The organism is Corynebacterium sp. CQ3829_602738 (assembly GCF_054478435.1).
The window spans coordinates 518,114-543,895 of the sequence record NZ_CM137003.1 but is presented as its reverse complement, the minus strand read 5'-3'; the positions used below and the strand labels follow the sequence as shown (position 1 = coordinate 543,895).

At 63.6% G+C, this 25,782-nt stretch carries 23 protein-coding genes and 1 pseudogene; 8 read left to right on the top strand and 16 right to left on the bottom strand.

The genetic code is table 11. The features are described from left to right. Positions 1-37: 37 nt before the first annotated feature. Positions 38-331, bottom strand: a complete 294-nt coding sequence (locus tag ACX1NL_RS02580) for a lactococcin 972 family bacteriocin (RefSeq protein ID WP_374042924.1) — start codon at positions 329-331, stop codon at positions 38-40. Positions 332-545: 214 nt separating this feature from the next. On the opposite strand from ACX1NL_RS02580, the pseudogene ACX1NL_RS02575 reads away from it, so the two are divergent. Continuing rightward, positions 546-894 (top strand): annotated as a pseudogene (locus ACX1NL_RS02575) (NADP-dependent isocitrate dehydrogenase); the annotation flags it as partial. 309 nt (positions 895-1,203) lie between these two features. Then, complete coding sequence (locus ACX1NL_RS02570; protein WP_458898530.1) at positions 1,204-2,682, top strand: RNA-binding domain-containing protein; 1,479 nt, start codon at positions 1,204-1,206, stop codon at positions 2,680-2,682. Positions 2,683-2,722: 40 nt separating this feature from the next. Here the strand turns inward: ACX1NL_RS02570 and ACX1NL_RS02565 are convergent, their stop codons facing one another. Beyond that, entirely contained in the window at positions 2,723-2,965 is a 243-nt protein-coding gene (locus tag ACX1NL_RS02565) for a hypothetical protein (RefSeq protein WP_458898529.1), read from the bottom strand. Between the two features lie 75 nt (positions 2,966-3,040). Here ACX1NL_RS02565 and istA point away from each other — a divergent pair, with 75 nt between their 5' ends. The 4 genes from istA (at position 3,041) to metX (ending at position 8,237) form a co-directional block, all read left to right on the top strand. Continuing rightward, positions 3,041-4,681 carry an IS21 family transposase gene (istA, locus tag ACX1NL_RS02560; protein ID WP_458898528.1) on the top strand — a complete coding sequence of 547 codons (1,641 nt, stop codon included), beginning with the start codon at positions 3,041-3,043 and terminating at the stop codon, positions 4,679-4,681. A 3-nt stretch (positions 4,682-4,684) separates the two neighbouring features. Next, positions 4,685-5,452, top strand: coding sequence for an ATP-binding protein (locus ACX1NL_RS02555; RefSeq protein ID WP_392399007.1), 768 nt, complete (start codon positions 4,685-4,687; stop codon positions 5,450-5,452). Between the two features lie 313 nt (positions 5,453-5,765). Beyond that, positions 5,766-7,100, top strand: coding sequence for an O-acetylhomoserine/O-acetylserine sulfhydrylase (locus tag ACX1NL_RS02550; protein ID WP_458898527.1), 1,335 nt, complete (start codon positions 5,766-5,768; stop codon positions 7,098-7,100). Continuing rightward, positions 7,101-8,237 (top strand): homoserine O-acetyltransferase MetX, encoded by a 1,137-nt coding sequence (metX, locus tag ACX1NL_RS02545; RefSeq protein ID WP_458898526.1) that lies wholly within the window; start codon positions 7,101-7,103, stop codon positions 8,235-8,237. 176 nt (positions 8,238-8,413) lie between these two features. On the opposite strand, the gene ACX1NL_RS02540 is transcribed toward metX, so the two are convergent. Continuing rightward, positions 8,414-9,067, bottom strand: coding sequence for an NAD(P)-dependent oxidoreductase (locus ACX1NL_RS02540; RefSeq protein WP_005291837.1), 654 nt, complete (start codon positions 9,065-9,067; stop codon positions 8,414-8,416). Beyond that, positions 9,064-9,963 (bottom strand): EamA family transporter, encoded by a 900-nt coding sequence (locus ACX1NL_RS02535; protein WP_239121852.1) that lies wholly within the window; start codon positions 9,961-9,963, stop codon positions 9,064-9,066. Before ACX1NL_RS02535 ends, ACX1NL_RS02540 begins: the two co-directional genes overlap by 4 nt. 79 nt (positions 9,964-10,042) lie before the next feature. On the opposite strand from ACX1NL_RS02535, the gene ACX1NL_RS02530 reads away from it, so the two are divergent. After that, the gene (locus ACX1NL_RS02530) at positions 10,043-10,936 is read left to right on the top strand and encodes a LysR family transcriptional regulator (RefSeq protein ID WP_448236956.1); all 894 of its coding nucleotides are present in this window, start codon (positions 10,043-10,045) and stop codon (positions 10,934-10,936) included. Between the two features lie 38 nt (positions 10,937-10,974). Here the strand turns inward: ACX1NL_RS02530 and ACX1NL_RS02525 are convergent, their stop codons facing one another. From ACX1NL_RS02525 to ACX1NL_RS02495, 7 genes are all read right to left on the bottom strand, one after another. After that, on the bottom strand, positions 10,975-11,640 hold the full coding sequence (locus ACX1NL_RS02525) for a metallophosphoesterase family protein (RefSeq protein ID WP_458898525.1): 666 nt from the start codon (positions 11,638-11,640) through the stop codon (positions 10,975-10,977). Positions 11,641-11,660: 20 nt separating this feature from the next. Next, a complete protein-coding gene (locus tag ACX1NL_RS02520; RefSeq protein ID WP_269951547.1) occupies positions 11,661-12,956 on the bottom strand; it encodes a hypothetical protein in 1,296 nt (431 codons plus the stop codon). 63 nt (positions 12,957-13,019) lie between these two features. Beyond that, positions 13,020-14,678, bottom strand: coding sequence for an ABC transporter permease (locus tag ACX1NL_RS02515; RefSeq protein WP_458898524.1), 1,659 nt, complete (start codon positions 14,676-14,678; stop codon positions 13,020-13,022). 8 nt (positions 14,679-14,686) lie between these two features. Further along, entirely contained in the window at positions 14,687-15,706 is a 1,020-nt protein-coding gene (locus tag ACX1NL_RS02510; RefSeq protein ID WP_458898882.1) for an ABC transporter substrate-binding protein, read from the bottom strand. Further along, a complete protein-coding gene (locus ACX1NL_RS02505; RefSeq protein WP_458898523.1) occupies positions 15,666-16,631 on the bottom strand; it encodes an ABC transporter ATP-binding protein in 966 nt (321 codons plus the stop codon). Before ACX1NL_RS02505 ends, ACX1NL_RS02510 begins: the two co-directional genes overlap by 41 nt. 97 nt (positions 16,632-16,728) lie before the next feature. Beyond that, positions 16,729-17,067 carry a DUF3017 domain-containing protein gene (locus tag ACX1NL_RS02500; RefSeq protein ID WP_239307072.1) on the bottom strand — a complete coding sequence of 113 codons (339 nt, stop codon included), beginning with the start codon at positions 17,065-17,067 and terminating at the stop codon, positions 16,729-16,731. 52 nt (positions 17,068-17,119) lie between these two features. Further along, a complete protein-coding gene (locus ACX1NL_RS02495; protein WP_458898522.1) occupies positions 17,120-17,992 on the bottom strand; it encodes a bifunctional methylenetetrahydrofolate dehydrogenase/methenyltetrahydrofolate cyclohydrolase in 873 nt (290 codons plus the stop codon). A 15-nt stretch (positions 17,993-18,007) separates the two neighbouring features. On the opposite strand from ACX1NL_RS02495, the gene ACX1NL_RS02490 reads away from it, so the two are divergent. Continuing rightward, positions 18,008-18,481 (top strand): tRNA (cytidine(34)-2'-O)-methyltransferase, encoded by a 474-nt coding sequence (locus ACX1NL_RS02490; protein WP_239357102.1) that lies wholly within the window; start codon positions 18,008-18,010, stop codon positions 18,479-18,481. A gap of 398 nt (positions 18,482-18,879) precedes the next feature. Here ACX1NL_RS02490 and ACX1NL_RS02485 read toward each other — a convergent pair whose 3' ends face one another. The 5 genes from ACX1NL_RS02485 to ACX1NL_RS02465 all read right to left on the bottom strand — a co-directional run bounded on the left by ACX1NL_RS02485 (position 18,880) and on the right by ACX1NL_RS02465 (position 25,728). Further along, positions 18,880-20,265, bottom strand: a complete 1,386-nt coding sequence (locus ACX1NL_RS02485) for a PH domain-containing protein (protein WP_239357072.1) — start codon at positions 20,263-20,265, stop codon at positions 18,880-18,882. After that, positions 20,262-20,756 (bottom strand): PH domain-containing protein, encoded by a 495-nt coding sequence (locus tag ACX1NL_RS02480; protein ID WP_239307069.1) that lies wholly within the window; start codon positions 20,754-20,756, stop codon positions 20,262-20,264. The genes ACX1NL_RS02485 and ACX1NL_RS02480 overlap by 4 nt, the downstream gene beginning before the upstream one ends. 461 nt (positions 20,757-21,217) lie before the next feature. Beyond that, the gene (locus tag ACX1NL_RS02475; RefSeq protein ID WP_181889877.1) at positions 21,218-21,919 is read right to left on the bottom strand and encodes a hypothetical protein; all 702 of its coding nucleotides are present in this window, start codon (positions 21,917-21,919) and stop codon (positions 21,218-21,220) included. 29 nt (positions 21,920-21,948) lie between these two features. Further along, entirely contained in the window at positions 21,949-25,137 is a 3,189-nt protein-coding gene (locus ACX1NL_RS02470; RefSeq protein ID WP_458898521.1) for an error-prone DNA polymerase, read from the bottom strand. A gap of 33 nt (positions 25,138-25,170) precedes the next feature. Next, positions 25,171-25,728 carry a DinB family protein gene (locus ACX1NL_RS02465; protein ID WP_239307067.1) on the bottom strand — a complete coding sequence of 186 codons (558 nt, stop codon included), beginning with the start codon at positions 25,726-25,728 and terminating at the stop codon, positions 25,171-25,173. Positions 25,729-25,782 lie beyond the last annotated feature (54 nt).

Sequence of the window (25,782 nt, the reverse complement as noted above, 5' to 3'; positions counted from 1 at the left end):
GACATGTTCTAGCAATGACGATAGAAGGACTCATTTTCTAGCAATGACGATAGAAGGACTCATTGCTGATTCCCTTTCGCGGAGCAGTAGCGCGTGACCAGACGTTCTTGTTCACACAGCCGCTATCTGACCGAAACTTCCCCACAGCTGTAGATCCATGTCGAACGCCGTTGTGAAAGTAGTGGGACCACACCGTGGAAGAATCACTGCCGTAATCCCAGATTCCTCCGTCAATGCTGACAATCTTCGCCCCAGCAACACCCGTGCCGGCAAAGGTCAACACACCCGCCAAAACTGCACCAGTGATGCGGTTTCGATTTTGAATTTTCATGGTTTCTCCCTTCGGTAGGTATTCAGCAGCGGAGGGACTTCCGCCGTGGTCCAATTATCAAATTCGGATTTGTGTAATACAAGTAGAAAAACCTACCTTTGTGATTTGCAACACTACCTAATCTCTACAGCTTGCCAAGTTTGGGTCTTCCCAGGCACGGTGCAGCGACGGCTGCTCACGCATCTGTACCGCTTCGACGAGCCTTCATCTTCCTGAGCGCGCCGGCGTCCTGGCCGCCGCGCTGGACAAGGCCACCGAGAAGCTTCTCGACGAAGGCAAGTCCCCGTCGCGCAAGGTGAACGAGATCGACGACCGCGGCGCTCTCCCCGTTCTGGGCAGAGGCGCTGGCAGCCCAGTCCGACGACGCCGAGCTGGCCGAGGTCTTCGGCCCGATCGCGAAGGACCTGCGCGACAACGCCGATGTGATTGACAAGGAGCTCCTGGACGCCCAGGGCAACGCTGCCGACCTCGGCGGCTACTACTGGCCGGACGAGGAAAAGACCTCCGCCGTCATGCGCCCGTCCGCAACCTTCAACAAGATCATCGACGCACTGGAGAAGTAACTCGCTGATCTGAAATCGGCCAGTGTCGGGGTTTCGCGCCCCGGCACCGGCCGTTTTTGTTTGGTCAGGCTGGGCAGCGCTGTGCCCAGCCCAGTACCTCCGCCCCATTTACCGCAAACGCTTACCCGAGGAACTAGACCACCTACATCAGATCAGAAGCACGATTCTTTCTGGCCCCGTACATTCACACTCTTTCTTGCTCCGTAACCGAAAAAGGGCGCCAGCACAGGCCTAGAACCCCTTTAAAAACTCCCTTACCTGCGGAATCGTTTTCTTGCCTGTTTCTTGCTTCTGGGGGATACTTGAGGCATGTCACCACTTAATTCCACCTCGGAGCCTCAACTCATCGCTAGAATCCAGCGATTCCTCGATTTGCCTGCGGAGCTCCCTTGGCTGGAGTTTAAGGAAAACAGCACCACGACCGGCCCGGAAATTGCCAGGTATGTGTGCGCTTTAGGCAACTCAGCTCGTCTTCATGATGAACCAGCAGGCTACCTGATCTGGGGTGTAAGTGATACGCATGAAATCGTAGGCACTTCGTTCCAATGGGAGATAACGAAAGGCAAAGGCAACGAAGACCTATTCCCTTGGTTGCAGCGTGTAGTCTCCCCCACGCCGACGATCTCCTTCGAATCGGTCACAATCGAAAATAGAACCGTCGTACTCCTCCGGATTCCGGCTGCCCTTTCGGCCCCTTATGCCTACGATGGGACCCGTTACTTCCGACAGGGCAGCTACACAAAAAACTTAATGGACTTTCCAGATCGTGAACGCGAGTTGTGGAGGAAACTCAACCAGTTCGAGTTTGAAACCAGCAACGCCGCGGAAGGCCTCGAACCCGAAGAGATCACCTCCCTTCTCTCCTCCGACGCTTTCTTTATCAACCGGCCCGAACTGCCACGCAATGTTGGTGGCGCCCTCATCGACACAATGCGAGCAGCGGAGGCGATTACATACTCCCACGAATTGGGCTGGTGTATTCCTGCTTGGTCTGCTCTGATGTACGCGCGCTCACTCAAACCCTTCCCACACCTCGCCGGCTTAGCCCCTCGCGTGATGCACTTCGGTGACACATCGCGGACGCAACTCCAACGAGAATGGGAGTTTGACGAGGGATACGCCGCCTCGTTTAGCGAGATCGTGACCTTGGTGAACACGTTAAAACCCGGTGGAGAGACTATCGATCCAAGCGGACGCCGAATTGAAACCCCGCTGCTGCCCACTGTGGCATTTCGCGAAGTATTTGCGAATGCGCTCATGCACCAGGATCTGGAACAACGCGGTCAGTACTTGACCGTTGAGATTTTCAGCGACCGCGTGGAAGTAACCAATCCTGGTACACCGTTGGTCGATCCTCAACGTTTTATTGACTCGGCTTCTACCACTCGTAATGCACACCTCGGCGAAGCGCTTCGCCTCGCACACTTCGTAGAGCAACGCGGAAGCGGCTGGGACAAGATCGTTGCGTCGCTGGAGAAAGAGCACTTTCCACCGGCACTCATTCGCGCAAACGGCACAACCACCGTCACACTGAGCGCCTACCGCCCCTTCAACCTAATGACTACGGATGAAAAGATCGAAGCCGTCTACCAGCATGCGTGCCTCGGGTTTCTGGATAATCGCGCCATTACTAACGCATCGATACGAAGTCGCTTCGGACTCAGAGATTCGCAGGCCTCCCAGGCGACCCGACTTATTAACGCCACGGTAGACAAAGGCCTCATCCGGCTCTACGACCCGGATGCCGGACCACGCAACCGCCGTTATGTCCCTTTCTGGGCTGAGTAGTTTTCTTGCTCCGTAACCGAAAAAGGGCGCCAGCACAGGCCTAGAACCCCTTTAAAAACTCCCTTACCTGCGGAATCGTTTTCTTGCCTGTTTCTTGCTTCTCAGGCGCGTCACCCATGACGCAGAGCTGGCCGAGATCTTCAGCCCGATCGCCAAGGACCTGCATGGCTACGCCCAGGCCATCGACACGGAGCCCCGGGAAGGTGCCGTGCGTGAGCTTTCGTGTTGCGCGGTCGTATCTAGTAACACCGTGGTGAGTATCGAGTAACGCATTGGTGAGCATCCAGTAACAGTCCGGGGGAGGATTCTGGTGACCGCGTGACTTCAGGGCACGCGGCGTTACCAGAGGAGTCTGATTGTGACTGACTACCGGGCGGTAATGGATCAAGTGCTCAAAGGCTGGTCTGTCCGTCAAATCTGTTCGAGTTCGCGGTGCTCGCACACCACCGTGCAAAAGGCTCGCGATGCGCTGGTGGAACACAACATCACAACCCGTGAGCAACTTCGTGGGGTTGCGGATCATGAGCTGGCGGACTGGTTCGTCGACGGGCGCAGCCATGCTCAGGGGGGTTTCGTCCCGATCGATTTCGACGCTGTCGCCAAAGCGCGCACCGGGCGCAACAAAGTGACCCTGCAGGTGCTGTGGGGCCGCTACACCGCACAGCCTGCGGGCACAGGCCAGCGGTACTACAGCTACGAGCGGTTTCGCCAACTTGTGGCTCAACACGTTGATGCAGCCGGGCTGACCGCCAGGATCACCCATGCCCCAGGCCATACGATGCAGGTGGACTGGGCAGGCACGAAGATGCGGTTGTTTGACCCCACCGGCGGGCAAGGCTCGAAGGTCAGCATCTTTGTCGCCTCGCTGCCGTATTCGGGCATGGTGTTCGCCTGCGCGTGCGCGGATGAGCGCCAGGACGCGTGGCTTGCAGCCCATATCCGCGCGTTCGAGTACTTCGGCGGGGTTGCCGAGGTCATCGTGCCGGATAATGCCTCAACGGCTTCGAATGTGATCAGTGCCGCGGACAGGAATCGCCGGGTCAACTCCACCTACGAGGAGTTTTTGGAGCACTACAACACCGCCGCGTTGCCGGCTCGGGCGAAACGTCCCAAGGATAAGGCCAGCGTTGAAGCTGCAGTCAAGATTGTCACCCAGAACGTTATCCACGCACTCGATGGCCACCAGTGCGTCGGGATAGACGAGCTCAACGCGAAGATCACCGTCCTAGTCGATGGGATCAACGCTGCCGAACCGTTTCGCGGCAATGCGACGAGCAGGCGCGCATTGTTTGATCAGTTCGAACGCGACGTGCTCACCGCGCTGCCTGAAACACCGTGGCAGCGTACCGAATGGAAACGCGCCAAAGTCGCGCCTAATTTCCACATCAGAGTGCACAACGCGCATTACTCGGTGCCCAACCAGCTGGTGGGCCGCACCGTGGATGTGCGTATCACCGGTGACAGTCTCGCCGTCTTCGACGCCGGGCAGCGTGTGGCCACCCACCAACTCGCACGTGCCCGCGGGGTGTATGTCACCGACACCGACCACATCCCGGCGAACATAGGTGACACCCGTGGGTTATGGACAAGCGAGTACTTCCTGCGCGAAGCCGCCAAGATCGGGCCGGCCACCCGCCAGGTGATTGCCGAGATCATCGAAGCCAAAGCGATCCCTGCCCAGGCGTACCAAGCGTGCCGCAACGTGCTCAGCATGGGCAAACACACCAACAAGCCAATCCTCGAAGAAGCCTGCAGGCGGTTGGTGTCCACCGACGGCGCCAGGCGTGCTGTGTCGTATACCGCGGTGAAAAACATGATGGCCGCCGTGCGCAAAGACACCTCCACACGGCCTACAGGCACTGACCTGCCAACCGATCAATTAAACGGCAGACCCGCTGACGGTGCGCCTGCGCCGACAGCGCGTGACACCCGCGGCGCCTACCTCGGTGGTGCTGCCCAGTTCAGCCTCGAAAACCTCACCAAGAAGGGATCTGCATAACCCATGCCCCACCCACAACCAGCATCAGCATCTGCCCGCTTCCTCGACGAATCAGTCCTGCCGATCTTTACCGATCTACGCATGACCGCCTTCGGACAAAGCGTCATCGACATCGCCGCCGATCCCGCCTTCGACGATTGGAGCTTTTCCGACAAGGTGCTCTACGCACTCGACAAAGAGGTAGCGGCCAAGCGTGAGAGGCGAGTCAACAAACTGCTCAAAGCATCCCGATCGCCAAATCCCGATGCTTGTATCGAAGACATCACCTACACGCCCGGCCGCACCATCAACAAAGAGCAAATCACCCGACTCGCTCACTGCCAATGGTGCCAAAGCGCACAAAACATTGTCATCCTGGGCAAATCCTCCGTCGGCAAAACCTACCTCGCCCAAGCACTACTCACCGCGGCGTGCCGAAACGACTACTCCGCACGCTTCTTCCGCACCGACACACTTGCCAACCACCTCGCCGTGCTCAAACACGACGACCCAGCCCGCATCACATTCCTCGAAGACCTCCACCACACAGACGTGTTAGTCCTCGACGACTTCCTGACCACCCCAATCGATGCCGTCACCGCACACCAACTGCTCAACATCCTCGCAGAGCGCGAACCCCGCGGATCCACCATCGTGACATCCCAGTTCACACCCGACGAGTGGTACAAATCCATCCCCGATGCCGTCATCGCCGAATCCATCCTCAACCGACTCGTCGCCGGCGCCGAAATCATCACACTCGAAGGCACCAACATGCGACTGGCCCCATAACCCCGCCGAAACCCCAAAACGCCCGGGTGTTACTCGATACTCACCCGGGCGTTACCCGATACTCACCACACCGTTACTAAACACGTGGTCTAAACACTTTCGCTTATCGACGAGCTCCGCCCTCAACTCCCCTTTCCGTTCTTCCCAACGCCCCAGTTCATGTGTGTCTTCTCGGTCCATCCCCATGCGAATTAGACACGGGGAACCCCGCCTCGGTTCCCTCGCAGATTTATATTCAGCCAAACCCACAGCCCACAGCACGTATAGACCGCTTGGTACACAATGGCAGACAAAGCGGACTAGATTGCACCCCATGACGAACTCGAAGCAGAAGTACGACAACTCGAACGCCAGCGAATGGTCGTTCGGCACCCGCTCCATCCACGCCGGCCAGCAGGTGGACCAGGATTACGGCGCGCGCAACCAGCCGATCTACATGACCACCAGCTACGTCTTCGACGACGCGCAGCATGCGGAGAGCCGCTTCAACCTTTCGGACGCGGGCCCGATTTACACCCGCCTGACCAACCCGACGCAGTCCGCGCTGGAGGACCGCCTCGCTTCCCTGGAGTGTGGCGTGGCAGCAACGGCGTTCGCCTCCGGCATGGCTGCGGAAAACGCCGCGATCCTCACCCTCGCGCAGGCGGGCGACCACGTGGTCACCTCCCCGCGCCTCTACGGCGGCACCGAAACGCTCTTCCAGCACACGCTGCCGAAGCTGGGCATCGACTTCACGTTCGTAGAGAACCCGGACGATCCGGAGAGCTGGCAGGCCGCAGTCCAGCCGAACACCAAGGCGTTGTACGGCGAGACCTTTGGCAACCCGATCGCGGACGTGCTGGACATCCCGGCGATTGCCGAGGTAGCCCACAATAACCAGGTCCCGCTGATCGTGGACAACACCATGGCCACCGCGGCGCTCGTTCGTCCGCTGGAGCTGGGCGCTGACATCGTGGTCCTTTCCACCACGAAGTTCTACACCGGCAACGGCGCGGCAATCGGCGGCGCGATCGTCGACGGCGGCTCGTTCGACTGGACCGTCGAGCGCGACGGAAAATCAGTCTTCCCGCTGTTTACCGTCCCAGACCCGGCCTACCACGGCCTGAAGTACGCGGACCTCGGCGCCCCGGCATTTGCGCTGCGCGCCCGCGCTGGCCTGCTGCGTGACACGGGTGCGGCGATTTCCCCGTTCAATGCCTGGGTGGCGTTGCAGGGTATCGATACGTTGGCATTGCGCGTCGAAAAGCATAATGCGAACGCGAAGAAGGTCGCCGAGTTCCTCGCAGCCCACGACAAGGTAGCCAAGGTCAACTACGCAGGCCTGGAGGGCTCGCCGTACAAGGCCACGCAGGAGAAGCTGGGGTTGAAGTACACCGGTTCGGTGCTCTCCTTCGACATCGCCGGCGACCAAGATGACAAGACCGCGGCCTGGAAGTTCATCGACGCGCTGAAGCTGCACTCCAACCTGGCCAACATCGGCGACGTGCGATCCCTTGTGGTCCACCCGGCGTCCACGACGCACTCGCAGTCGGATGCCGCGGGCCTTGCCCGCGCCGGCATCACCCAGGCCACGGTGCGCCTGTCCGTGGGGATCGAGGACGTCGAGGACATCATCGCGGACCTCGAGCGCGGCTTCGCGGCGGTGTAAATGCTGGCTGCGGAAGGCGAGCTGGCAACCGTCGCAATCGGCGACGTCCACACCGAGGCAGGCGCGGTGATCGAGGATGCGCACATTGCCTATCGACGGTGGGGCGTCCCCCGCGGCGACCTGGGCGGCAAGAACAACATCCTGCTGATCGAGCATGCACTCACCGGCGACTCCGACGCCGCCGACTGGTGGTGCGAGGCCATCGGCCCCGGCAAGGCGCTGGACACCGACGAGTGGTGCGTGATCTGCACCAACGCGCTGGGCTCCTGCTACGGCTCCACCGGGCCGGCCAGCGAGCACCCGGACGGCGGCGTGTGGGGCTCGCGCTTCCCGGCGATCACCATGCGCGACATGGTGCACGCCGAGCGTGCGTTCCTGGAAGCGCTTGGTATCAGCCGTGTCCACGCGATCATCGGCGGCTCCATGGGCGGCGCGCGCACCCTGGAGTGGACCCTGCTCTACCCCGAGGCCGTGGACTACGCGCTGGTGCTCGCGGTGTCCGCCCGCGCAAGCGCCTGGCAGATTGGTATCCAGACCGCCCAGATCACCTCCATCACCCAGGACCCCGACTGGCACGGCGGCGACTACCACGACACCGGTTGCGCCCCGAACGCCGGCCTGGCGGCCGCGCGCCGCATCGCGCACCTGACCTACCGGGGCGAGCTGGAAATCGACGAGCGCTTCGGCACCTCCGCCCAGGCGGGCGAAAACCCGCTCGGGCCCTTCCGCGCCGACGGCCAGCGCTTCGCCGTGCAGTCCTACCTGGAGCACCAGGGCAAAAAACTCACCGAGCGTTTCGACGCCGCCAGCTACGTCACCCTCACCGAAGCCTTAAACCGCCACGACGTGGGCCGCGACCGCGGCGGGCTGAACAAGGCGCTGGCCTCGTCGACGGTGCCGACCATGATCGTGGGCGTGGACACCGACATCTTGTACCCCTACCACCAGCAGGAACACCTCTCCCGCAACCTGGGCAACCTGCTCGCCATGGCGAAGCTGTCCTCGCCGGTCGGCCACGACGCCTTCCTTGTGGAGGCCCGCCAAATGGACCGCATCCTGCGCAACTTCATCTCGCTGACGCACGAAACCCCGTCCGCGCGCGAGGTCGCAGCGGAGCGCGGCGCCTACGACATCTAGATGTACTGACCGGAGACGTTGGTCAATCGTGAGAAGGGCGGCTGGTTCCCGCAAGCCGTGTGAGGCCAGTGTTGCGTTGGCGTGGAGCAAGAGCGTCCCCTTGGAATAGACGGAGGGGGCCGATAACTCGACCCCCTCACGGTTGTTAGCGAGGATTCCTCTGTGAACCGCTAACTTTAGGCCAGACCCTTTGCTTGCTCGATGGCGGTGAAGTGACGTTGGGTGCTGGGCTGTTCCAGCTCATCGAGTACGGCCAGGGCCAGGTCCGCAGGGGTGATCCGCGACGTACCGTCGTGGTTGATCAGAAGCGTGTCACCGCCTCGGCGATAAGCGCCGGTTCCCTGTCCGGGCTCGAAGACTGCCGACGGACTCAGGTAGGTCCAGTTCTGGTTCGGATGTTCTGTACACGCGTTGAACTGGTCGAGGCTGGCCGATGCGACGTCACGCCACTGGGGCGGCACGAAGGTGGGGTCGTCCAGGACGCGTAACTCCCGATCGTGAGGTGAGCGTAAGGGCGCTGCTCCTCCTACGACCAGAACCCGAACCCCCGCGACAGCGGCGTGGTCGAGGACATGGCTGGTCAGCGGAGCCACACTGCTCTCATCGCCGGGGGCCATGCGCACGGCGAGCACGACGGCGTCTGCGTCGTTCAGGACGGGCTGCAGGGGTGCCTCGAGATCTGTCAGATCGAGACGAGCGACGGTAGTATGCGGGTCGTTGGTCTCCGGTGGGTTGCGCGATACGGAAGTGACGTGGTGGCCGCGGCGTGTGGCCTCCTGCGCGATCGCGGTACCGGCCATGCCGGTGGCTCCGAGAATCGTGATGTTCATGAATTGTCCTTTCGATAATTGGTGGGGGCGGGGAGCTGGCCACAGACCATGGCAGCCAGGGCGATCGCGAAGCCGAGGTACTGCTCGGCTCCGAGGTGTTCATGCGCGATCAGGGCGCCGAGCAGGGCGGCGACCAACGGCGAGAGGAGTCCCAGGAGGGCTGTGGACGTGACCGGAAGCCGCCGGATGCCGGTAAACCAGAGGCTGTAGGAGACCAGCGCTCCGACCAGGCCGAGCCAGGCGTACCCAAGCCAGCCATGGACAGGAATTACCGGCGGTGGTCCCTCCACCAGCAGCGCCGGGATCGCCAGCAGCAGGCCGGCGGACGTCAGCTGCCAACCGGCCAGTGCGACGGGCGAGACACCTTCCGGGAGCTTCCACTTCTTGGTGAGGACCACGCCGGTGGCCATGGCCACTGCGCCGCCGAGTCCTTCAACCACGCCCACCGGGTCCAGGGCAGCGCTTGGACCGAGAACCACGAGGGCCACGCCCACGACACCCACGACACCCCATCCCAGACGCCATCCGGAGAGTTGCTCGTGGAGGACAGTCACGGCCAGCAGAGCAACGATGATGGGCTGTACCGCATTCAGCGTGGCCGCTACCCCGCCCGGAAGACGCTGCGCCGACAAGAACAGCAGGGGGAAGAACGCGGCCATGTTCAGACCGCCCAACACGAAGCTCTTCCACCTCCACGAACCCCGCGGCAGCTGCCTCGACAGGCACAAGGCGATGATCCCTGCCGGCAGCGTCCTCATGAACGCAGCAAACAATGGATGCCCGGCTGGGAGGAGGTGGGTGGTCACGATGTATGTCGTCCCCCACGTAGCGGGGGCCAGCGCCGTCAAACAGGTCCAAAGCAACGAACCGCGGCGCCCATGAGAAGAAGTGTTCATGCATCCATCGTCAGTCGCTCACCAGTAGTGAGTCCAACACATTGTTCTCACCCAAACAATGAGCTGCTATCATGGTTGGATGGAACTCCAACAGCTCAGGTACGTCGTGGCGATCGCCGAGAAACGCAACTTCACGCGAGCAGCAGAAAGCTGCTTCGTCGTGCAGTCAGCCCTGAGCCACCAGATCAAGGCCCTCGAAAAGGAACTCGGCACGGCACTGTTCGTGCGCTCATCCCGCCGGGTCGAGCTGACCCCCGCCGGCGAAGCCTTTCTCACGGAAGCACGGATCAGCCTCGCAGCCGCTGACCGCGCCGTGGCGGTCGCCGCCGAGGCCGTGGACCAGGTCCGCGGAAGCTTGTCGGTAGGTGTGATCCCGACGGTCACAGCCGTCAGCGTGCCCGACATCGTCGCAGCCTTCCACGCCAGCCATCCCCACGTGGATCTCACCGTGCAGAGCGGGGGAAGCAATGAGTTCATGCGCGATCTCAGCAGCGGGAGACTGGACGTAGCATTCCTCGGCGTGGACGCCGACGTCACCCCAGCGTCCGGACTCACCGCGCACGAGATCGCCCGAGGGCGTCTCGTCGCTGTTATGGCGTCACAGCATCGGCTAGCACACAGGGGCACCTTAGCCCTGGCCGACCTGGCCGACGAGACGTTCGTTGACTTCCCGGCCGGGTCACCGGGCAGGCTCCAAGGCGATCGGGCATTCGCTGCCGCAGGCCTTCAACGCCGCGTGGGCTTCGAGGCGATGTCGACCGAGTTCATGCTCGCCCTCGTCGAACGCGGGTTGGGCGTCTGCCTGCTGCCCGTCGACTGTGTGCCAGCCAACCCAGCGCTGCGAGCCATTCCCGTGGTCGATGGCCCTTGCCGGACCGAGTACATCGCGTGGGGATCTTTCAATCCGAGCCCCGCCGCTCGAGCATTCATCGAACAGGTCAAGGAATCAATCGCCCTGCACATGGTCGACTGATGCCAGATCGCCTCGATCAACGTCTCCGGTCAGTACATCTAGAGGTCTGCGACCTGCACCGCGGTGCCATCCGCGGTGGCGAGGTAGGCCCGGCCCATGCCGACCCAGCTGGCGAACGGGGCGTCGGCAAGCGTGATGCGCTCGTGCACATGCCCGAGCAGCCACGCGCCGTACCCCAACGCGGCGAGCTCCTCGCGGGTGCACGGCAGGCACGGGTTGTTGGAGTACTCGCCGGTCACGGAGGTGTGCAACAGCCCCAGGTTCGGCGCTTTTTCGATTGGCGCCGGAAACTTTGCGACGAGCTCTCGCGGGTCCCGGTCCACCTCCACCGCGGCGGTGTGCAGCGCCCACCTACCCGCGCGGATGGTGTGGGGCTCTTGCTTTGCGACGATCACGCCGCCTGGAATCACTGCAGTGAGGTCGTGGTGCACGTCGTGGTTGCCCGCGATGAACACGACGGTGTCGAACAGCTCGAGCCCGCGGGCGAAAAACCGGGTGACCTCGCCGTACGTCGCTTCAGTGAACCGCTTGCGGTCGATGATGTCGCCCAGCATGACCAGGTGCCGGGCGCCCGCCTCCGCGCCGCGTTGCAGGGTGCCCAGCGCCCAGTCGATGCCGGGGCCGGTCTTCTTGTCACCGTGCTGCTTTCGGCCGAGGTGAATGTCGGCGACAACGAGGATGGGGTCGGCTGCGTGGTTGGGCATGGTGCCAGGATATCCGTGGGCTACACGTCGCCCAGGAAAATCTGTGCGTGACGCAGGTCGAAGATGTCCGCCTCCGCTACATGTCCGTACACAAACGGGTACAGCTGCTCCCGGTTCGGCAGGCGCGTCCGCTCGTACTCTTCTGGCGACTGGTGGTCGAACACCGCCACGAATCGGCGGCCCGGGAGCAGGTTCAGCCCATCTTCAAGTGCAAGCGAGAATTCCTGGTTGCTGGCGTCGGTCCAGCCGCGCGGGATGAGCTCCGAGATGTCGCGTGGCAGCCAGTGCCCAATCGTGCGGGCCAGCTCGACTGCTGCGTCGACACGCATCTCCTCGTTGAGCTTCGCCGCGCTGCGGGCCAAGTCGCGGGGCACTTCATACACCTCGTCAAAGTTGCTCATCACCGACAACGAGTACGCGTACATGTCCAGCAGGTTGCGGCGGTACACCCCGTCCTCGTCGAAGCGGGGCGAATACACGAGGTTGTCCAACTGCTTGGCGTAGGCGAGTTCGGTGTAGTACTCCACCGGCGTGTAACCGCAGGTGAGACTACAGAATTCTTCGGCGGTCTCGCCGAGCTCCTTCAGCAGCGGAAACGCCTCATCTTCGGTGTGCACAAGGTAGGTGATGCGCATGTCGTCGACGTAGACCGAGGTAGCAAGCCGCGATATAACCGTCCCGTCCGGGAACATCGGCACCGGGTAAACGGTGCGGCCCACCGCGAAGTAGTCGTCCACCTCGTCCGCGTCCAGCATGTTCACGCTCACCGCCTCGTGGTCCGGGGTGAGCGTGGCGGCGAAGCTTTCCTGCGTCTGCAAATCGTCCACCACCACGACTCGCTCTGTGGGACTGTCGCCTCCCAGGCGCGTTGGCATCCACGTCTCTAAGCAATTGTGAAACTCCTCAAGCTCACCCATGAGGAAGTTGCCTGCCGCCTGTTCGCACTTCCTGGCCTGGTAGTACGCGGTGGTGAAGCGCGGGTCCCACTCCTTGAGCACCTCGAGGTTGTCGGCGGCTTCCGCGAAGTAGCGGCGCGCCTGCGAAGGGGTGGTGTCCACGGAATCGCGCCCCAAATCCAGCAGCTGGTGGGTGTTGGCCAGCACGACGTAGGCGTCCAAAGACTCGGTGCGCCACGGCTCCACCGGCGTGTACTCGGACACAGCGGCTGACAGCTCGGCTGTCATCTCGCGGGCAAAATCAATTTGGCGGGGAGACGGTTCGTCGTCGTAAATGGACTTCACCGACACGGTGACCTCAACCTCGGTGCCGGGGATGTCGGTGGTGAACGTGAAAATGCTCGGGTGGGAATCTGTCATGCGGGACCTCCTGGGGAAACGACAGCTTCAACCCTACGAAGCCCGCCGACACGCAGCGCGGATTTACCGAACGTGTGCGCTACTTCTGCCCTGCCACCAGCGGATCAGCACGAGCACTGCGGTGGATGTGCCGACGCCGATCAGCGTCATCGCCATGGCTTCAGCGCGGTGGCCCTGCTCAAACTGGTTCATGATCCAGGGCGCGAGCAGGTTGATGCGCGTCGGGCGGATCAGCGAGGACATGACCAGCTCGCGGATGCCCACGAAGAACGCAAGCAGCCAGCCGGCGAAGATGCCGGGCGCGAGCATCGGCAGGGTGACGCGGGTGAACGTCTGCCAGGACGTCGCGCCGGCGACGGCGGAGGCCTCCGAGAGCGTCGGCGACATCGCGGCGGCGGACGTTTTGATGTTTTGCACCGCCATCGGCACAAACAGCACCGTAAACGCCATAATCAGGATCAACTGCGAACCGTACGGGGTAAATGGCAGCTTCGGCGAGTTCCACAGGAGGATGAAGCCGATCGCCAGCACAATGCCGGGCACGGTGTCCGGCGCCACGGCCAAAAAGTCGGAGACGCGCGCGGGCCAGCGGCGGCTGCGCATCGTGAACACCGTCACCGCCAGTGCCAGGATCACCGCGGTTGTCGCGCCGATGGCGCCGAGCACGATGGAGCGGGTCAGCGCCTCCTGCCCGGACGGCATGGTCAGCACGATGTGGAAGTAGTCGAACGTGAGGTTGTCCAGTGTGGGCGGCTTGGAGCGCAGGATGGTCATCGCCGCCAAGATGATGGAGATGTACGGGATGAACACGCTCAGCGTGAACACCACCGCGGTGTACAGCCAGGCAAGAGCCATCATGCTTCTCGACGGCCGAAGGTTGACCGCGCGAGACACCCTGCCACCCGTGGCGAGCACTCCCCTGCCCGCCCATTGCTGGATGGCCCACGCCATCACACCGAGCGTGAACAGCACGCTGGAGGACGCCGCCGCCTTGGAGAAGTTCAGCGGGTCGATGGTCACGTCCTGGTAGATCGAGGAGACGAGCACCTCGTAGCCGATCGCGTTGCCGAGGGTGACCGGGGTGCCGAACTCGCCGGCGGCCTTGATGAAGACGATCAGCGCGCCGAGCGAGTACGGCCCGACCACCGCTGGCACGACCACGCGGCTGAACTGCTGCCACCGGCTCGCTCCCGCCACCTGCGCCATCTCCAGCTGCGAGGCCGGGATCGACGCGAACGCGTTGCGCAGGATCAGGTAGAGGAACGGGAAGAGTTCAGCGGCCATGATGAAGCCCATGCCCCACACTGAGTTGATGGCGGACCGGACGGCGTCGCCAAGCGTGGGCCCCAACAGCATGTCCGCCACGCCGCGCAGGCGGGTGAAGTCCATCCACGCCATCGCCGCGGCGAACGGCGGGGTCATAAACGGCACCATGACCAGCACTTCCACCCACCCTGCGCGCCGCATGGGCGTCCAGGCTCGGAAGAAGGCCAGCGGTGCCGCAAAGAGTGTGGCGAAGAAGACGACGAGGACGGAAAGCCAGACCGTGTTGCGGATCACCCGCAGCATCTCCGGGCGCAGCAGGCTCTGCAGGGCAGAGTCTTCGCCGCGGTAGCCGGTCACCGCTGTGACCAGGACGGACACCAGCGGTGCCGCCACCAGGACCAGGAGGATGATCAGGACCGGGTAGACCCCGGGGCTGGTTTTCGTCTTCGCCGTCATTGGTGCCTTTACTTCAGGTAACGGTCAGCGAACTGCTCGCGGACGTTCTTGGAGTCCTTGGAGATGGCGGCCCAGTCGTCGGAGATCTGCTTGATGTCTGCCAGCTTCGGGCCGTTCTTCGGCTCCACGTTCTTGTTGGACGGGATCATGTTCTTGGACGCGGAGATCTGCTGCGCCTCCTCGGAGAACATGAAGTCCACGAAGGCCTTCGCGGCGTCCATGTTGTCGGAGGACTTCATGATCATCACCGGGCGCGGGGTGACGGTGGTGCCGGAGGACGGGATGACAACCTCGAGCGGCTCGCCCTTGCCCTTGGCGGAGTAAGCGGAGTAGTCCACGCCGCCGAAGACGATGCCCTTGGAGCCGGAGGTGACCTGGTCAAGCGCCGGGCCGTTGGCGCCCTGGACGATCATGCCGTTGTCGAAGAGCTTGTCGAACAGCTCCCAGGTCTTGTCCTCGCCCCACTCGGCGATCATGGCGGTGAGCAGGTCAGCGGCGGTGCCGGACTCGCGCGGATCCGGCATGATCACCTGGTCGGCGTACTTCGGGTCTGCCAGGTCCTCCCAGTCGGTCGGGATGTCGGAGACCACGTCAGTGTTCGCCACCAGTGCGAGCGCGGAGCCGTCGCGGCCGTGGAAGGTGTCGTCCGCGGCGTTCCAATCGGCGTTGGCGGCATCGATGTTCTCCGGCTTATAGGACTCCAGCGCACCGGTTTCTGCCTGCTTGTTCGCGGCGCTCCAGGACGCCAGGTAGACCACGTCGGCCTGCGGGTTGGCTTCCTCCGCCTTGATCTTGGCGGTGACCTCGCCGGTGGTGCCAGCGAACACGTTGACGGTCACGCCAGTCTTCTCCTGGAAGGCCTCGACCAGCGCGTCGGTCAGGCCCTGCGGGTTTGCGGAGTAGTAGTCGATGGAACCGGACAGGCCCTCCGGGGCCTTCCACTCGTCGGCGGCGACGGTCTCGTTGGCCTCGTTTGCGCCGGTGGACTCAGCGGTGTCGTTGGACTCGACGGAGCCGCAGGCAACCAGGCCGAACGCGGCGGATTTCGTAGCGTCCGCCGGTGTACTGGCTTTCCACCACCTCGCCGACGATGGAGTTCGCCGGAAGCACATCCGGTCGCTTTCCATGCAGCGGGGTGACCTCGAGGTCCTCCGGCCGGTTCGACGGCAGGGTCTCGTGGGTGTTGGTCACGCCGACGAAGCCGGCGACGAAGTCGTCCGCCGGGTGGTCGTACAACTCAACCGGGTCCGCGAACTGCGCGACGTTGCCGGCGTTCATCACCGCGACACGGTCGGACATGGCCAGCGCCTCCGACTGGTCGTGCGTGACGTAGATGACGGTGAGGTTCAGCTCGTAGGCCAGGCGGGTCAGCTCGGAACGGATCTGGGTGCGCAGGGCGGCGTCGAGGGCGGACAGGGGCTCGTCCATAAGCAAAAGCTCCGGGTCGGAGACGAGCGCACGCGCAATGGCGACGCGCTGCTGCTGCCCGCCGGAGAGCTCGTTCGGGCGCTGCTCGGCCTTCGCGCCGATGCCCACCATGTCCATCGCGCGGGCCACGCGCTTGTCGCGCTCCGCCTTGGACACTTTCTGCTTGCCGGTGGTCAGCGGAAACTCGACGTTTTTAGCCACGGTCATGTGCGGCCACAGCGCAAGGTCCTGGAACACCATGGACAGGTTGCGCTTGTTCACCGGCACGTTGGTGTTCGGGCCGAACACCTCGCGGCCGGCGAACTCGATCACGCCCGCGTCCGGTGTTTCCAGCCCGGCGATGCAGCGCAGGAGCGTGGACTTGCCGCAGCCGGAAGGGCCGAGGATGGAGACGAACTCGCCCTTCGCGATGTCCAAGGACGTCTCGTGGAGCCCAGTGCCGTCCGGAAACTCGCGGCGAACGCCCTGTAAGGAGACCTGGGCCGTATCGCTTGCAATGTTTTCAGCACTGTTCTCAAAATTCACCCGTGGCACACTAGGGACGCAAGGTTGCCGCCTGCCGACGTCTAGCCGACGCGGAGGTGAACACCTGGTGAATGTTGAGTGGCGCTACGTCGGTGAGCTACGACCCCAGGGCGTCCACCGACCAGGACAGCCACAGCATGGCCGCGCCAAGGGCGGTGGTAAACAGCGCGTCGAAACGCTTCGAGCGCACCGCCACCAGGCCAATCACCCTGGAATCGCAGGTCAGACGCATCACGGTGAGCCACAGCATGGCCGCGCCCAGGGTGAACGTGGCGCGGCGCCAGTGCTCCGTGGCCGCGTAGATCCCCGAGAGCACGAAACCCACCACGAACAGCGCGGCCATCACCCGCTGCACCACAACGGGCAACGGCGAGGCCGCGGCGCCGCGGTCGTGGGGGTTGTCCAGCGTCAGCCCGTCCGGGAGCTCCGTGCTCAACCGGTCGCTCCCAGGCAGCTGGATCCTGCTACTTGCCAAACCGGCTCACGCCCTAGTTGGCGTCCTGGCCGATGCCGGCCTGGCGTTCGGCGTTTTCCACGATGTTGCGCACCAAGAACGTGCGCGTCATCGGGCCCACGCCGCCCGGGTTCGGGGAGACCCAGCCGGCCTTCTCCCACACATCCGGGTGCAGGTCGCCGACGGTTTTGCCGTCGACGCGGGAGACGCCGACGTCGAGAAGCGCGGCGCCTTCCTTAATCATGTCCGCGGTGATCATGTGCGGCTTTCCGGCGGCGGCGATGATCACGTCCGCGCGGCGGGTCTCCGTGGCCAGGTCCTTGGTGCCGGTGTGGCACAGCACGGTGGTGGCGTTGACGTCGCGGGCGGTGAGCATCAGCGAGATCGGCCGGCCCACCGTCACGCCACGGCCGATCACGCAGACGATCGCGCCGTTCAAATCCACGCCGAAGCGCTCCAGCAGTTTGATGGAGCCGTTCGGGGTGCACGGCAGCGGCGCCGGCTCGTTGAGCACGAGCTTGCCCAGGTTCACCGGGTGCAGCCCATCGGCGTCCTTGGACGGATCAATCAGCTCCAGGATGCGGTTTTCGTCCAGGTGCTTCGGCAGCGGCAGCTGGACGATGTAGCCGGTGACGGCCGGGTCGTGGTTCAGCTCGTCGATAAGCGCCTCGAGCTCCTCCTGAGTGCTATCGCCCGGCAGCTCCTTCATGATGGACGCGATCCCCAGCTCCTCGCAGTCCTTGTGCTTCATGCCCACATAGTTCTGGCTCGCCGGGTCCTCCCCCACCAGCACCGTGGCCAGGCCCGGGGTGACGCCGTGCTCAGCCTTGAGACGAGCCACGCGCTCCTTCAAATCCGCGAAAATCTCCTCGCGGTAGAGTTTTCCGTCCAGTTTGATCGCAGTCACGGCCCCAATCCTAGACTGTCAGGCGTGCTCCACCTGATCTACGACAACCCGGCCATCGGCGGCAACGCCGGCGCCGCCATCCGCCTCGCCGCCAACACCGGGGTACAGCTGCACTTCGTCGAGCCGCTCGGCTTCAACTTCGACGACAAGCACCTCAAACGCGCCGGCCTGGACTACCACGACCTGGCGGACGTGATCATCCACCAGGACATCGACGCCTGCTTCGATACCATCCCCGACTCGCGCATCTTCGCGTTCACCGCGCACACCGAGCACCACTACCACGAGGTGTCCTACCGCGACGGCGACGCGCTGCTGTTCGGCAACGAGGCCAACGGCATTCCCGTTGAGCACCTCGCCCACCCGCGGATCACGCGCCACGTGCGCATCCCGATGCTGCCGGCGCGGCGCAGCATGAACCTGACCAACTCCGCGTCAGTCGCCGTCTACGAGGCGTGGCGCCAGCTCGGGTTCCTCGGCGGGGTCTAGATCCTCGAGTACCGATTCCAGACGATCCGCAACCAACAGCCGGACATCTTCGTCCGTGACCTCAGATGAGCCGACAGCGACCAAGAATCCTTCTTCGTTTCTCACGATTCTTGCGACCATGTGCCCAGTGTATGTTGATCGCTTCCGGCTGAACAGTAGTAAGTGAATGCTGCTTATCCCATCTACAAACGGGGGTAAAAGTGATCAGTTTTACCTAGCTACTTGGCTGTTGATATATATTTTGCATCAACGGTCCCCCTGCAAAGCCTCTCCACGATGCGCCACCAGGGGTCCTTTCTTATAAAGCGAGCGAGAATCTTGAGCATCAAGCCATATAGCCAAACATCGCACAAATAAATAGCGTAGAAACACCGTGACATCCTGAACTTGTCGTAAGCTCAGTCGCCGTCTACGAGGCGTGGCGCCAGCTCGGGTTCGTCGGCGGCATCTGACAAGGGGTCCGTGACCTGCATCGGCGGGAGCTTGCGGGCCCGCAGCTTATCGACGATTTCACGCGCCTGCGCCTCCCCCACATCGCGCAGGGAGACACTGAACGGGCCGGGCACCATGTCCAGGTCCACGTTGGCCAGGCCGAGGACGCGCTGCAGCGGGCCCTGCTCGAACGCCAGTTCCTGGATGTGGGGGGTTTCCACCATCTGGTACCAGCGGCCCAGCCGGCCGGCCGTCGCGGCGACTGCGCCGTCGCGGATGGTGACGGTCTGGCGCTTCCAGTCGATCGGCGAGACCCACCAGGCGTTGCGCGGCGAGCGGTAGTCGGCGTTGGCGAGGTCCGTCAGGTCGTTGCCAGTCATCGGCCCGATGGCGTCCACCATCGCCTTCGCCTGCTCCCACGTGCCCACCGGCAGCAGCTTCGAGGTGCCGGTCTGCTTGTTGCGCTCCGAGCCGTAGCCCGCCACCACGACAGAGACGGTCCACCAGCCAAACAGCCGCCAGAACATCGGCTGGCGCAGCTGCACCGCGTGGATGCGCGAGCGAGGCACCGCTTGACGACGCCGGTTGGCCAGCCCGTACGTGAGGTGGAACATATCCCCCTCCTTGATGCAGGTGAACCGCCAGGACTGGTCGATGGTGCGCCAGATCCGTGGCAGGAAACCCACCAGCACCGGGATGATCGCGGCGGCGGTCAGGTCCGTCCAGATCGGCACGAACGCCCACGCAATGGTGAACAGCGTGGACATCTGGAATGCGGTGCCGATGAGCGACCTGCGGATCGGGATTGGGGGGACGAGGTTCGGGCCGGAGGCGTCGATAGGCAACTGCTTCTGCGGCCCCCCGATGCGGCGCAGCAATTGCGCGCGCACCTCCTCCGCTTCATCGCGCGGCAGGTAGGTGATGTCGATGGCGGACTGCGCGTTGCCGGCGGCCTCGATGCGTACCGACGCGAGACCGAAGATGCGCGGCGCGAAGGACTCGATGACGTCGACGGCCTGGATGCGGTCGTAACGCGCGGAGCGGACCTGGTTGGTGAGCACCCCGCGGCGCACCTCCACCTCCTCGTCGCCGATTTTGAAGCCGCTGCGGCGCCACCAGATCTGGGAAACCGCGAAAATCACTGCGAGTGCGGCGACGGCACCCGCCGCCGCCCACGCGATCTCGCGCGCGCCGACGTTTTCACGCTGCGCCCAGTGGTAGATCGGCATGGTGAAGTTGAACAGTGCGATCGTGGCCAGGGCCAGCACGAACGCCCACACGCGAAGCAGCGGGGTGAGGCGGTGGATGCGGCGGTAGCCCTCCATGCCGGGGGTGGTGTGCTCAGTGCTCACAGGCCGCTCATCCGCTCGCGGGCTTTGACGGCCAGACGGTCGCGCAGCGCGTCGGCGTCCTCCGCGAGCAGGCCCGGAAGATCCGAATCCGACGAGCTCGACGCCGTGTGCACCTTCAGCTCCTTCAGGCCGAGGGAGCGGGAAATCGGGCCGGACTCCACATCCACGAACTGGATACGCCCGTACGGGATCACCGTGATGGTGTGGAACATCTTGCCCTTGCTCAACACCAGCTCATTGTCCGTTTCCAGCCAGCCCATGTTGCGCACCTGGAACGGGATGAGGAAGAACCGCCAGATGAAAAAGACACCGAACAAGCCCAGCGGGATGAGAAAACCCCAGCCCCACTCGCGGTAACAGAGGTAGAGCCCGCCGCAGACGAAGAACATCCAGATGGCGTTGCTGACCAGCTTCGGCCACATCAGCTTCGGGGAGACCTTGTGCATCGTCTCCACCGAGGTGGGCAAAGGCTGCAGCGGTGCGTCTGACATGGCGCTCACGCTACCAGCCCGGGATGGTTGGGCTGTTCCGGCGTAGATGCTTACCCCAGGATGCCTACTCGGCGTAGATGCTTACTCCAGGATGCTTACCCATCGAGTACGGCGGCTGGCATCGCCCTGGCTCTCTCGAGAAGTAAGCGTTTAGAAGTAAGCATCCTGGGGTAAGCATCCACAGCCAACACCCGGCACAGCCACCCGGTCACACACCCATCACCAGAAAACGCGCGACCCGTGTGGACTACGACAAGTTCTCCTGCTGCTTCGGTGCCGTCGACGCACTGTTCGGTATCCGCCCAGCGCAGTTTTACGGCAACGACGACACGCTAGAGCATCGGGCCGCCTCGCGTGCCAAACAGTTGCGACCTCCTGTTTCGCACTGTACGATTTCTTCCACGGAGCCGGGTTTTCCGGCGAATAGGCAACGGCCCCCACCTCAGTTGTGGGGGCTGTCCTCATTTCAGTGGTGACTGGTTGAGCGCTTCTAAAATCCAGCGTTCACGCCGAAGCCACTCACCAAGTTTCGGATTAATCATTTTGCAGAGTTCAACGCTGTCTTGGTGCGCCTGTCTCACTGCATTCTCCTCCGAAATAATCGGCCTGTGATGCGAAGCTCGGTTTCGGATGGTCCGCAAACTATTTGCTCGAGAAGAAAAGTTCGTCTCATCCGCGTGAGTTAACCGTGGGCGGATCGCTTCGACCCACAGCACGTGCCGAGGATTTCTGTCGTTTTGGTAATGGGACGTCGGCAACAGCTGGGTCCACGATCCAAAACTTAATCCAGCCACATAATCATTATGGGTAGGGTTCGGCCCAGCAGTTTTCAAATCGGCGAATGACCTCAGCGGCCTTTTCGGCTGTGCCACCACTGTCGCGAGCAAATCAACTGGGTCGGTAATCCACTCCCGAGTTCCGCCGTGTTGGATATTCCACTCCGCAAAACTTTCGTCGATGACTGTTCTCAGCTGCACCTCTGCAAACCCTGTGGTTCGGAGAATCGCTGCAGCAACATAGGAGTTCCAGAGATAAATCTGAGCAGCAACCAAAGGCCCTTTTTGCCCGGCGAGATCCATGTACCTTTGTCGTCTCGCTTCAGGTAGCGAGCCCAGAATGATCTCCGCCGAGGTTTTTGTCACCGGATTGGTCGAAATTTTCATTTTCCCCCCTCTGCTCCACTTGTACCCCATCACCGGAAGTCCCGGGACCCGCGCGAGAGCAGCTCCCCCATCGCCAGCGGCTCGAGCCGGTCCGCCACCACGGACACCGCCCCGGAGGCGTTTTGCACGATCCCGCGCACGACCAGCGCCTTGGCGGTGCGCGCTAACACCCGCTGTTTGTTCCACAGCCCGACGGAGATGACCACGTTGATCAGCCCGGTCTCGTCCTCCATGCCAAGAAAGGTCACCCCGCCTGCGGTGGCTGGGTGCTGACGGTGCGTGATCACGCCGGCCACGCGAACGCGGGTGCCGTCTTCCACGCCGTGCAGAAGCTCCGAGGCCGGCACCACGCCCTGCGCGGACAGCGCTGTGCGCACCATCTCCACCGGCATGACCCCCGGCGTGACACCGGTGGCCGCAACGTCGGCGGCCATCAGCTCAAACGGGTTCATGCCCGGCAGCGACGGCGCCACCACCGAGGACAACCCGGGCAGCATGCCCTCGCACTCCGTGGCGGCCACGCCCGCCTGCCACAGCGCCTGCCTGCGCGTGCCCCCGAAACAGTCCAGAGCCCCCGCCCGGGCCAGCGCCTCGACGTGCTCCACGGACAGGTCGGCCCGGCGCGCCAGGTCCGCGATCCCGCCGAAAGGCGCGGCCTGTTCAATCCGCAATGCCGCATCCGCACCCAGGCCCCGCACCAGGTTCAACCCCACCCGGATCGTCGAGGAGTCCACGCACAGCGCCTCGCACCCGGAGTTGTTCACGCACACCGGCAGCACTTCCACCCCGTGGCGGCGGGCGTCCTGGATCAGCGACTGCGGGGAGTAGAACCCCATCGGTTGCGCACGCAAAAGCCCCACGCAGAACTCCGCCGGGTAGTGCCGCTTAAACCAGGCGGAGAAGTACACCAGCGAGGCGAACGACTGCGAGTGCGACTCCGGGAACCCATAGGCGGCGAAGGCCACGATCTTCTGCCACAGCCGCTCGGCGACCTCGGAACCGATCTCGTTGGTGCGCCAGCACCCCTCAAAAAACCGCGCCCGAAGCGCCGCCATTTTTGCCGGGGAACGCTTCGACCCCATGGCCCGCCGCAGCGCATCCGCCTCGCGGCCGGAAAAGCCTGCCGCATCCACGCAGATCTGCATGAGCTGCTCCTGGAACAGCGGGATGCCCAGCGTCTTGCCCAGGGCGCGCTCGAGCACCGGGTGGTCGTACTCCACCGGCTCCAGCCCGTCGCGCCGCCGCAGATACGGGTGCACCGACCCGCCCTGGATCGGGCCCGGGCGGATCAGCGCCACCTCCACCACCAGGTCGAAAAACCGGCGCGGCTTCAGCCGGGGCAGGGTGCCCATCTGCGCGCGCGATTCCACCTGGAACACGCCGACGGAATCGGCGCGGCAGAGCATGTCGTACACGTGGGCGTCGTCAAGCGGAAGCTCCCACAAGTGCACCGTGCGGCCCGTGGTTTCCTCCACCAGATCCACCATGTGGTGCAGCGCCTCCAGCATGCCCAGGCCGAGCAGGTCGAACTTGACCAGGCCGGCAGACGCACAGTCGTCCTTGTCCCACTGCACCACCGAGCGGTTTTCCATCCGCGCCCACTCCACGGGCACCACGTCCGCAATCGGGCGGTCGCAAATCACCATACCGCCGGAGTGGATGCCCAGGTGGCGCGGCTGCCCTTTGAATTGCGCCGCAAGCTTCTCGACGCCCTCCGGCACCTCCGCCATCCCCTTCGCCCAACTATCAGCCGCGCCCTGCGCGAACCCCAAAGCACGAGCGGCGTCGCGCACCGCGCCCTTGGTCCGGTACGTGATCACGTTGGCCACCTGGGCGGCGTTGTCGCGCCCGTAGGTGTCGTAGACGTACTGGATCACCTCCTCGCGCCGGCCCGACTCGATGTCCAAGTCGATGTCGGGCGGGCCGTCGCGGTCCGGGGAGAGGAACCGCTCGAACAGCAGCCCCGCCTCGATCGGCTCCACGTTGGTGATGCCGAGCGCGAAGCACACCGCCGAGTTCGCCGCACTCCCGCGCCCCTGGCACATGATGTTCTGCCTCGCGCAGAAATCCACCAGGTTGTAGACGATGAGGAAGTAGCCGGGAAAATTCAGCTCCTCGATCACCTCCAGCTCGTAGCGGATTTGGGCCATTGCTTTTCGACGCACCTCCGGCCCCCTCGCCGCATAGCGAAACTGCGCACTCGCCAGCGTGAGTCCCCGCAGATGCTCCATCTCGCTGCGGCCGTCCGGCGTGGGATAGCGCGGCAGCTCCGGCGCGACCAGGTCAAGGGTGAAAGCGCAGCGTTTGGCCAGCTCGACGCTGTAGGCGAGCTTGTCCTCGCACCCCGGATACATGCGTTGGAGCTGGTCGCCGGAGCGCAGCCAGTTCGCCCCCATCGGGTGCAAGTCCCCGTGCGCCTGGGCCAGCGACTCGCGCCTGGCCAGCGCCCGCTTCGCCTGGGCCAGCCGGGCCTGGTCGCGAGTGGCCGCGGCCGGTGCCGCAGTGACGATGGCGGGGAGCTGCGCTGCGTGTTTTTCCGCGTGCGCGTTTCGCGCCCGGTCTAGTGCTGCGTGCCGGTCCGCGTCCTCGGGCGTCATGGACACCTCGTACTCCAGCACCACATTGTCCGCGCCGAAGACGTCGACCAGGTGGTCGATTTCCTCCGCCCACCGCCAGCCGGCAAGCACGACGCAGGTGCTGCCCAGCTGGTCGCCGATGAGCTCCAGCGGCGGGTAGGCCACCTTGTCTTTCTCGCGGGTGGCCATGTGCGCGTCCGCCATCAGGTGGGAGAGGCGCTTGTAGCCCTCCGGCCCGCGGGCGATCACGGGCAGGACGGTGCCGCCGAGCGTCAGCTCCGCCCCGAAGACGGTGTCCAGCCCGGCCGTGGCGGCCGCCTCCGCGAACTTCACCGCGCCGTAGAACCCGTCCCGGTCCAGCAGCCCCACCGCGCTCAGCCCCAGCTCAACGGCCCGGGCCACCAAGTCCTCCGGTTCGCTCGCCCCGCCGAGGAAGCTATACGAGCTGACGGTGTGCAGCTCGGCGAACGGTGTCGTCGATAGGCATCGCTCGCGCGATGGAGACGTCGACTCCGCCTTGCCGTACGCGCCGCCTGCGGGCGTGCCGGTGTGGCCGACCGGCACCGGCTCCGGGCCGGGGCGGCCGGAGAGGATGCGTTCGAGCCGCGACCACGACAGCGGCGCTCCCCCGTTGAACCTCATGGAGGGGACGCTACCACTGTTCGAAACTGTGTGCTACTCACTCCAAGGGGTGATGTATTCGTTCGGTTCCCACCCCTCGATCGCCGCAAGCAACTCTGCAGCCTGCGCACCGTCAATCTGCTCCCGAATGATGTCCGCATGCCCGGCATGGCGGGCGAACTCCTCCACCGCATGCACGTAGATGTAGCGCAACTTAGCTACCTGCGGCTCATCCATGCCGTACCACGGGAACGGCCCCACCGGCAGTTCCGCCTCAAGGTCACCACCGCGACACATCTCCATATAGTCAGCTCGCACGCAATCGAAGCGTTCCAAGATGCGGTCCAGCGTCTCTTCGGCAGTCGGCGTAAAGCTGGCTGCAAAGTCGGCCTGTGAGTATTCATACCCGGCAACACCGGCACCGGAAAGCGACCCCACCATGACAAACGTGGCGTGTTTGAGCAGTCCGCTAATGCTCAGCGCACTGCGGAGTGGAGTGCGCCTCGCAGCATCGTCGTCAAGCCCAAACGCGCTAGCCCGCAGCGCATCTAACTGCACGTCAAGATAGTTACAAAGCGTGTCTAACTCATTGTCTTTGCGCGGAAAATACATCGGTATTCCTTCCTGTCGATCACCTTCCAACCGGAACCTTAAGCCCCGTTGAGG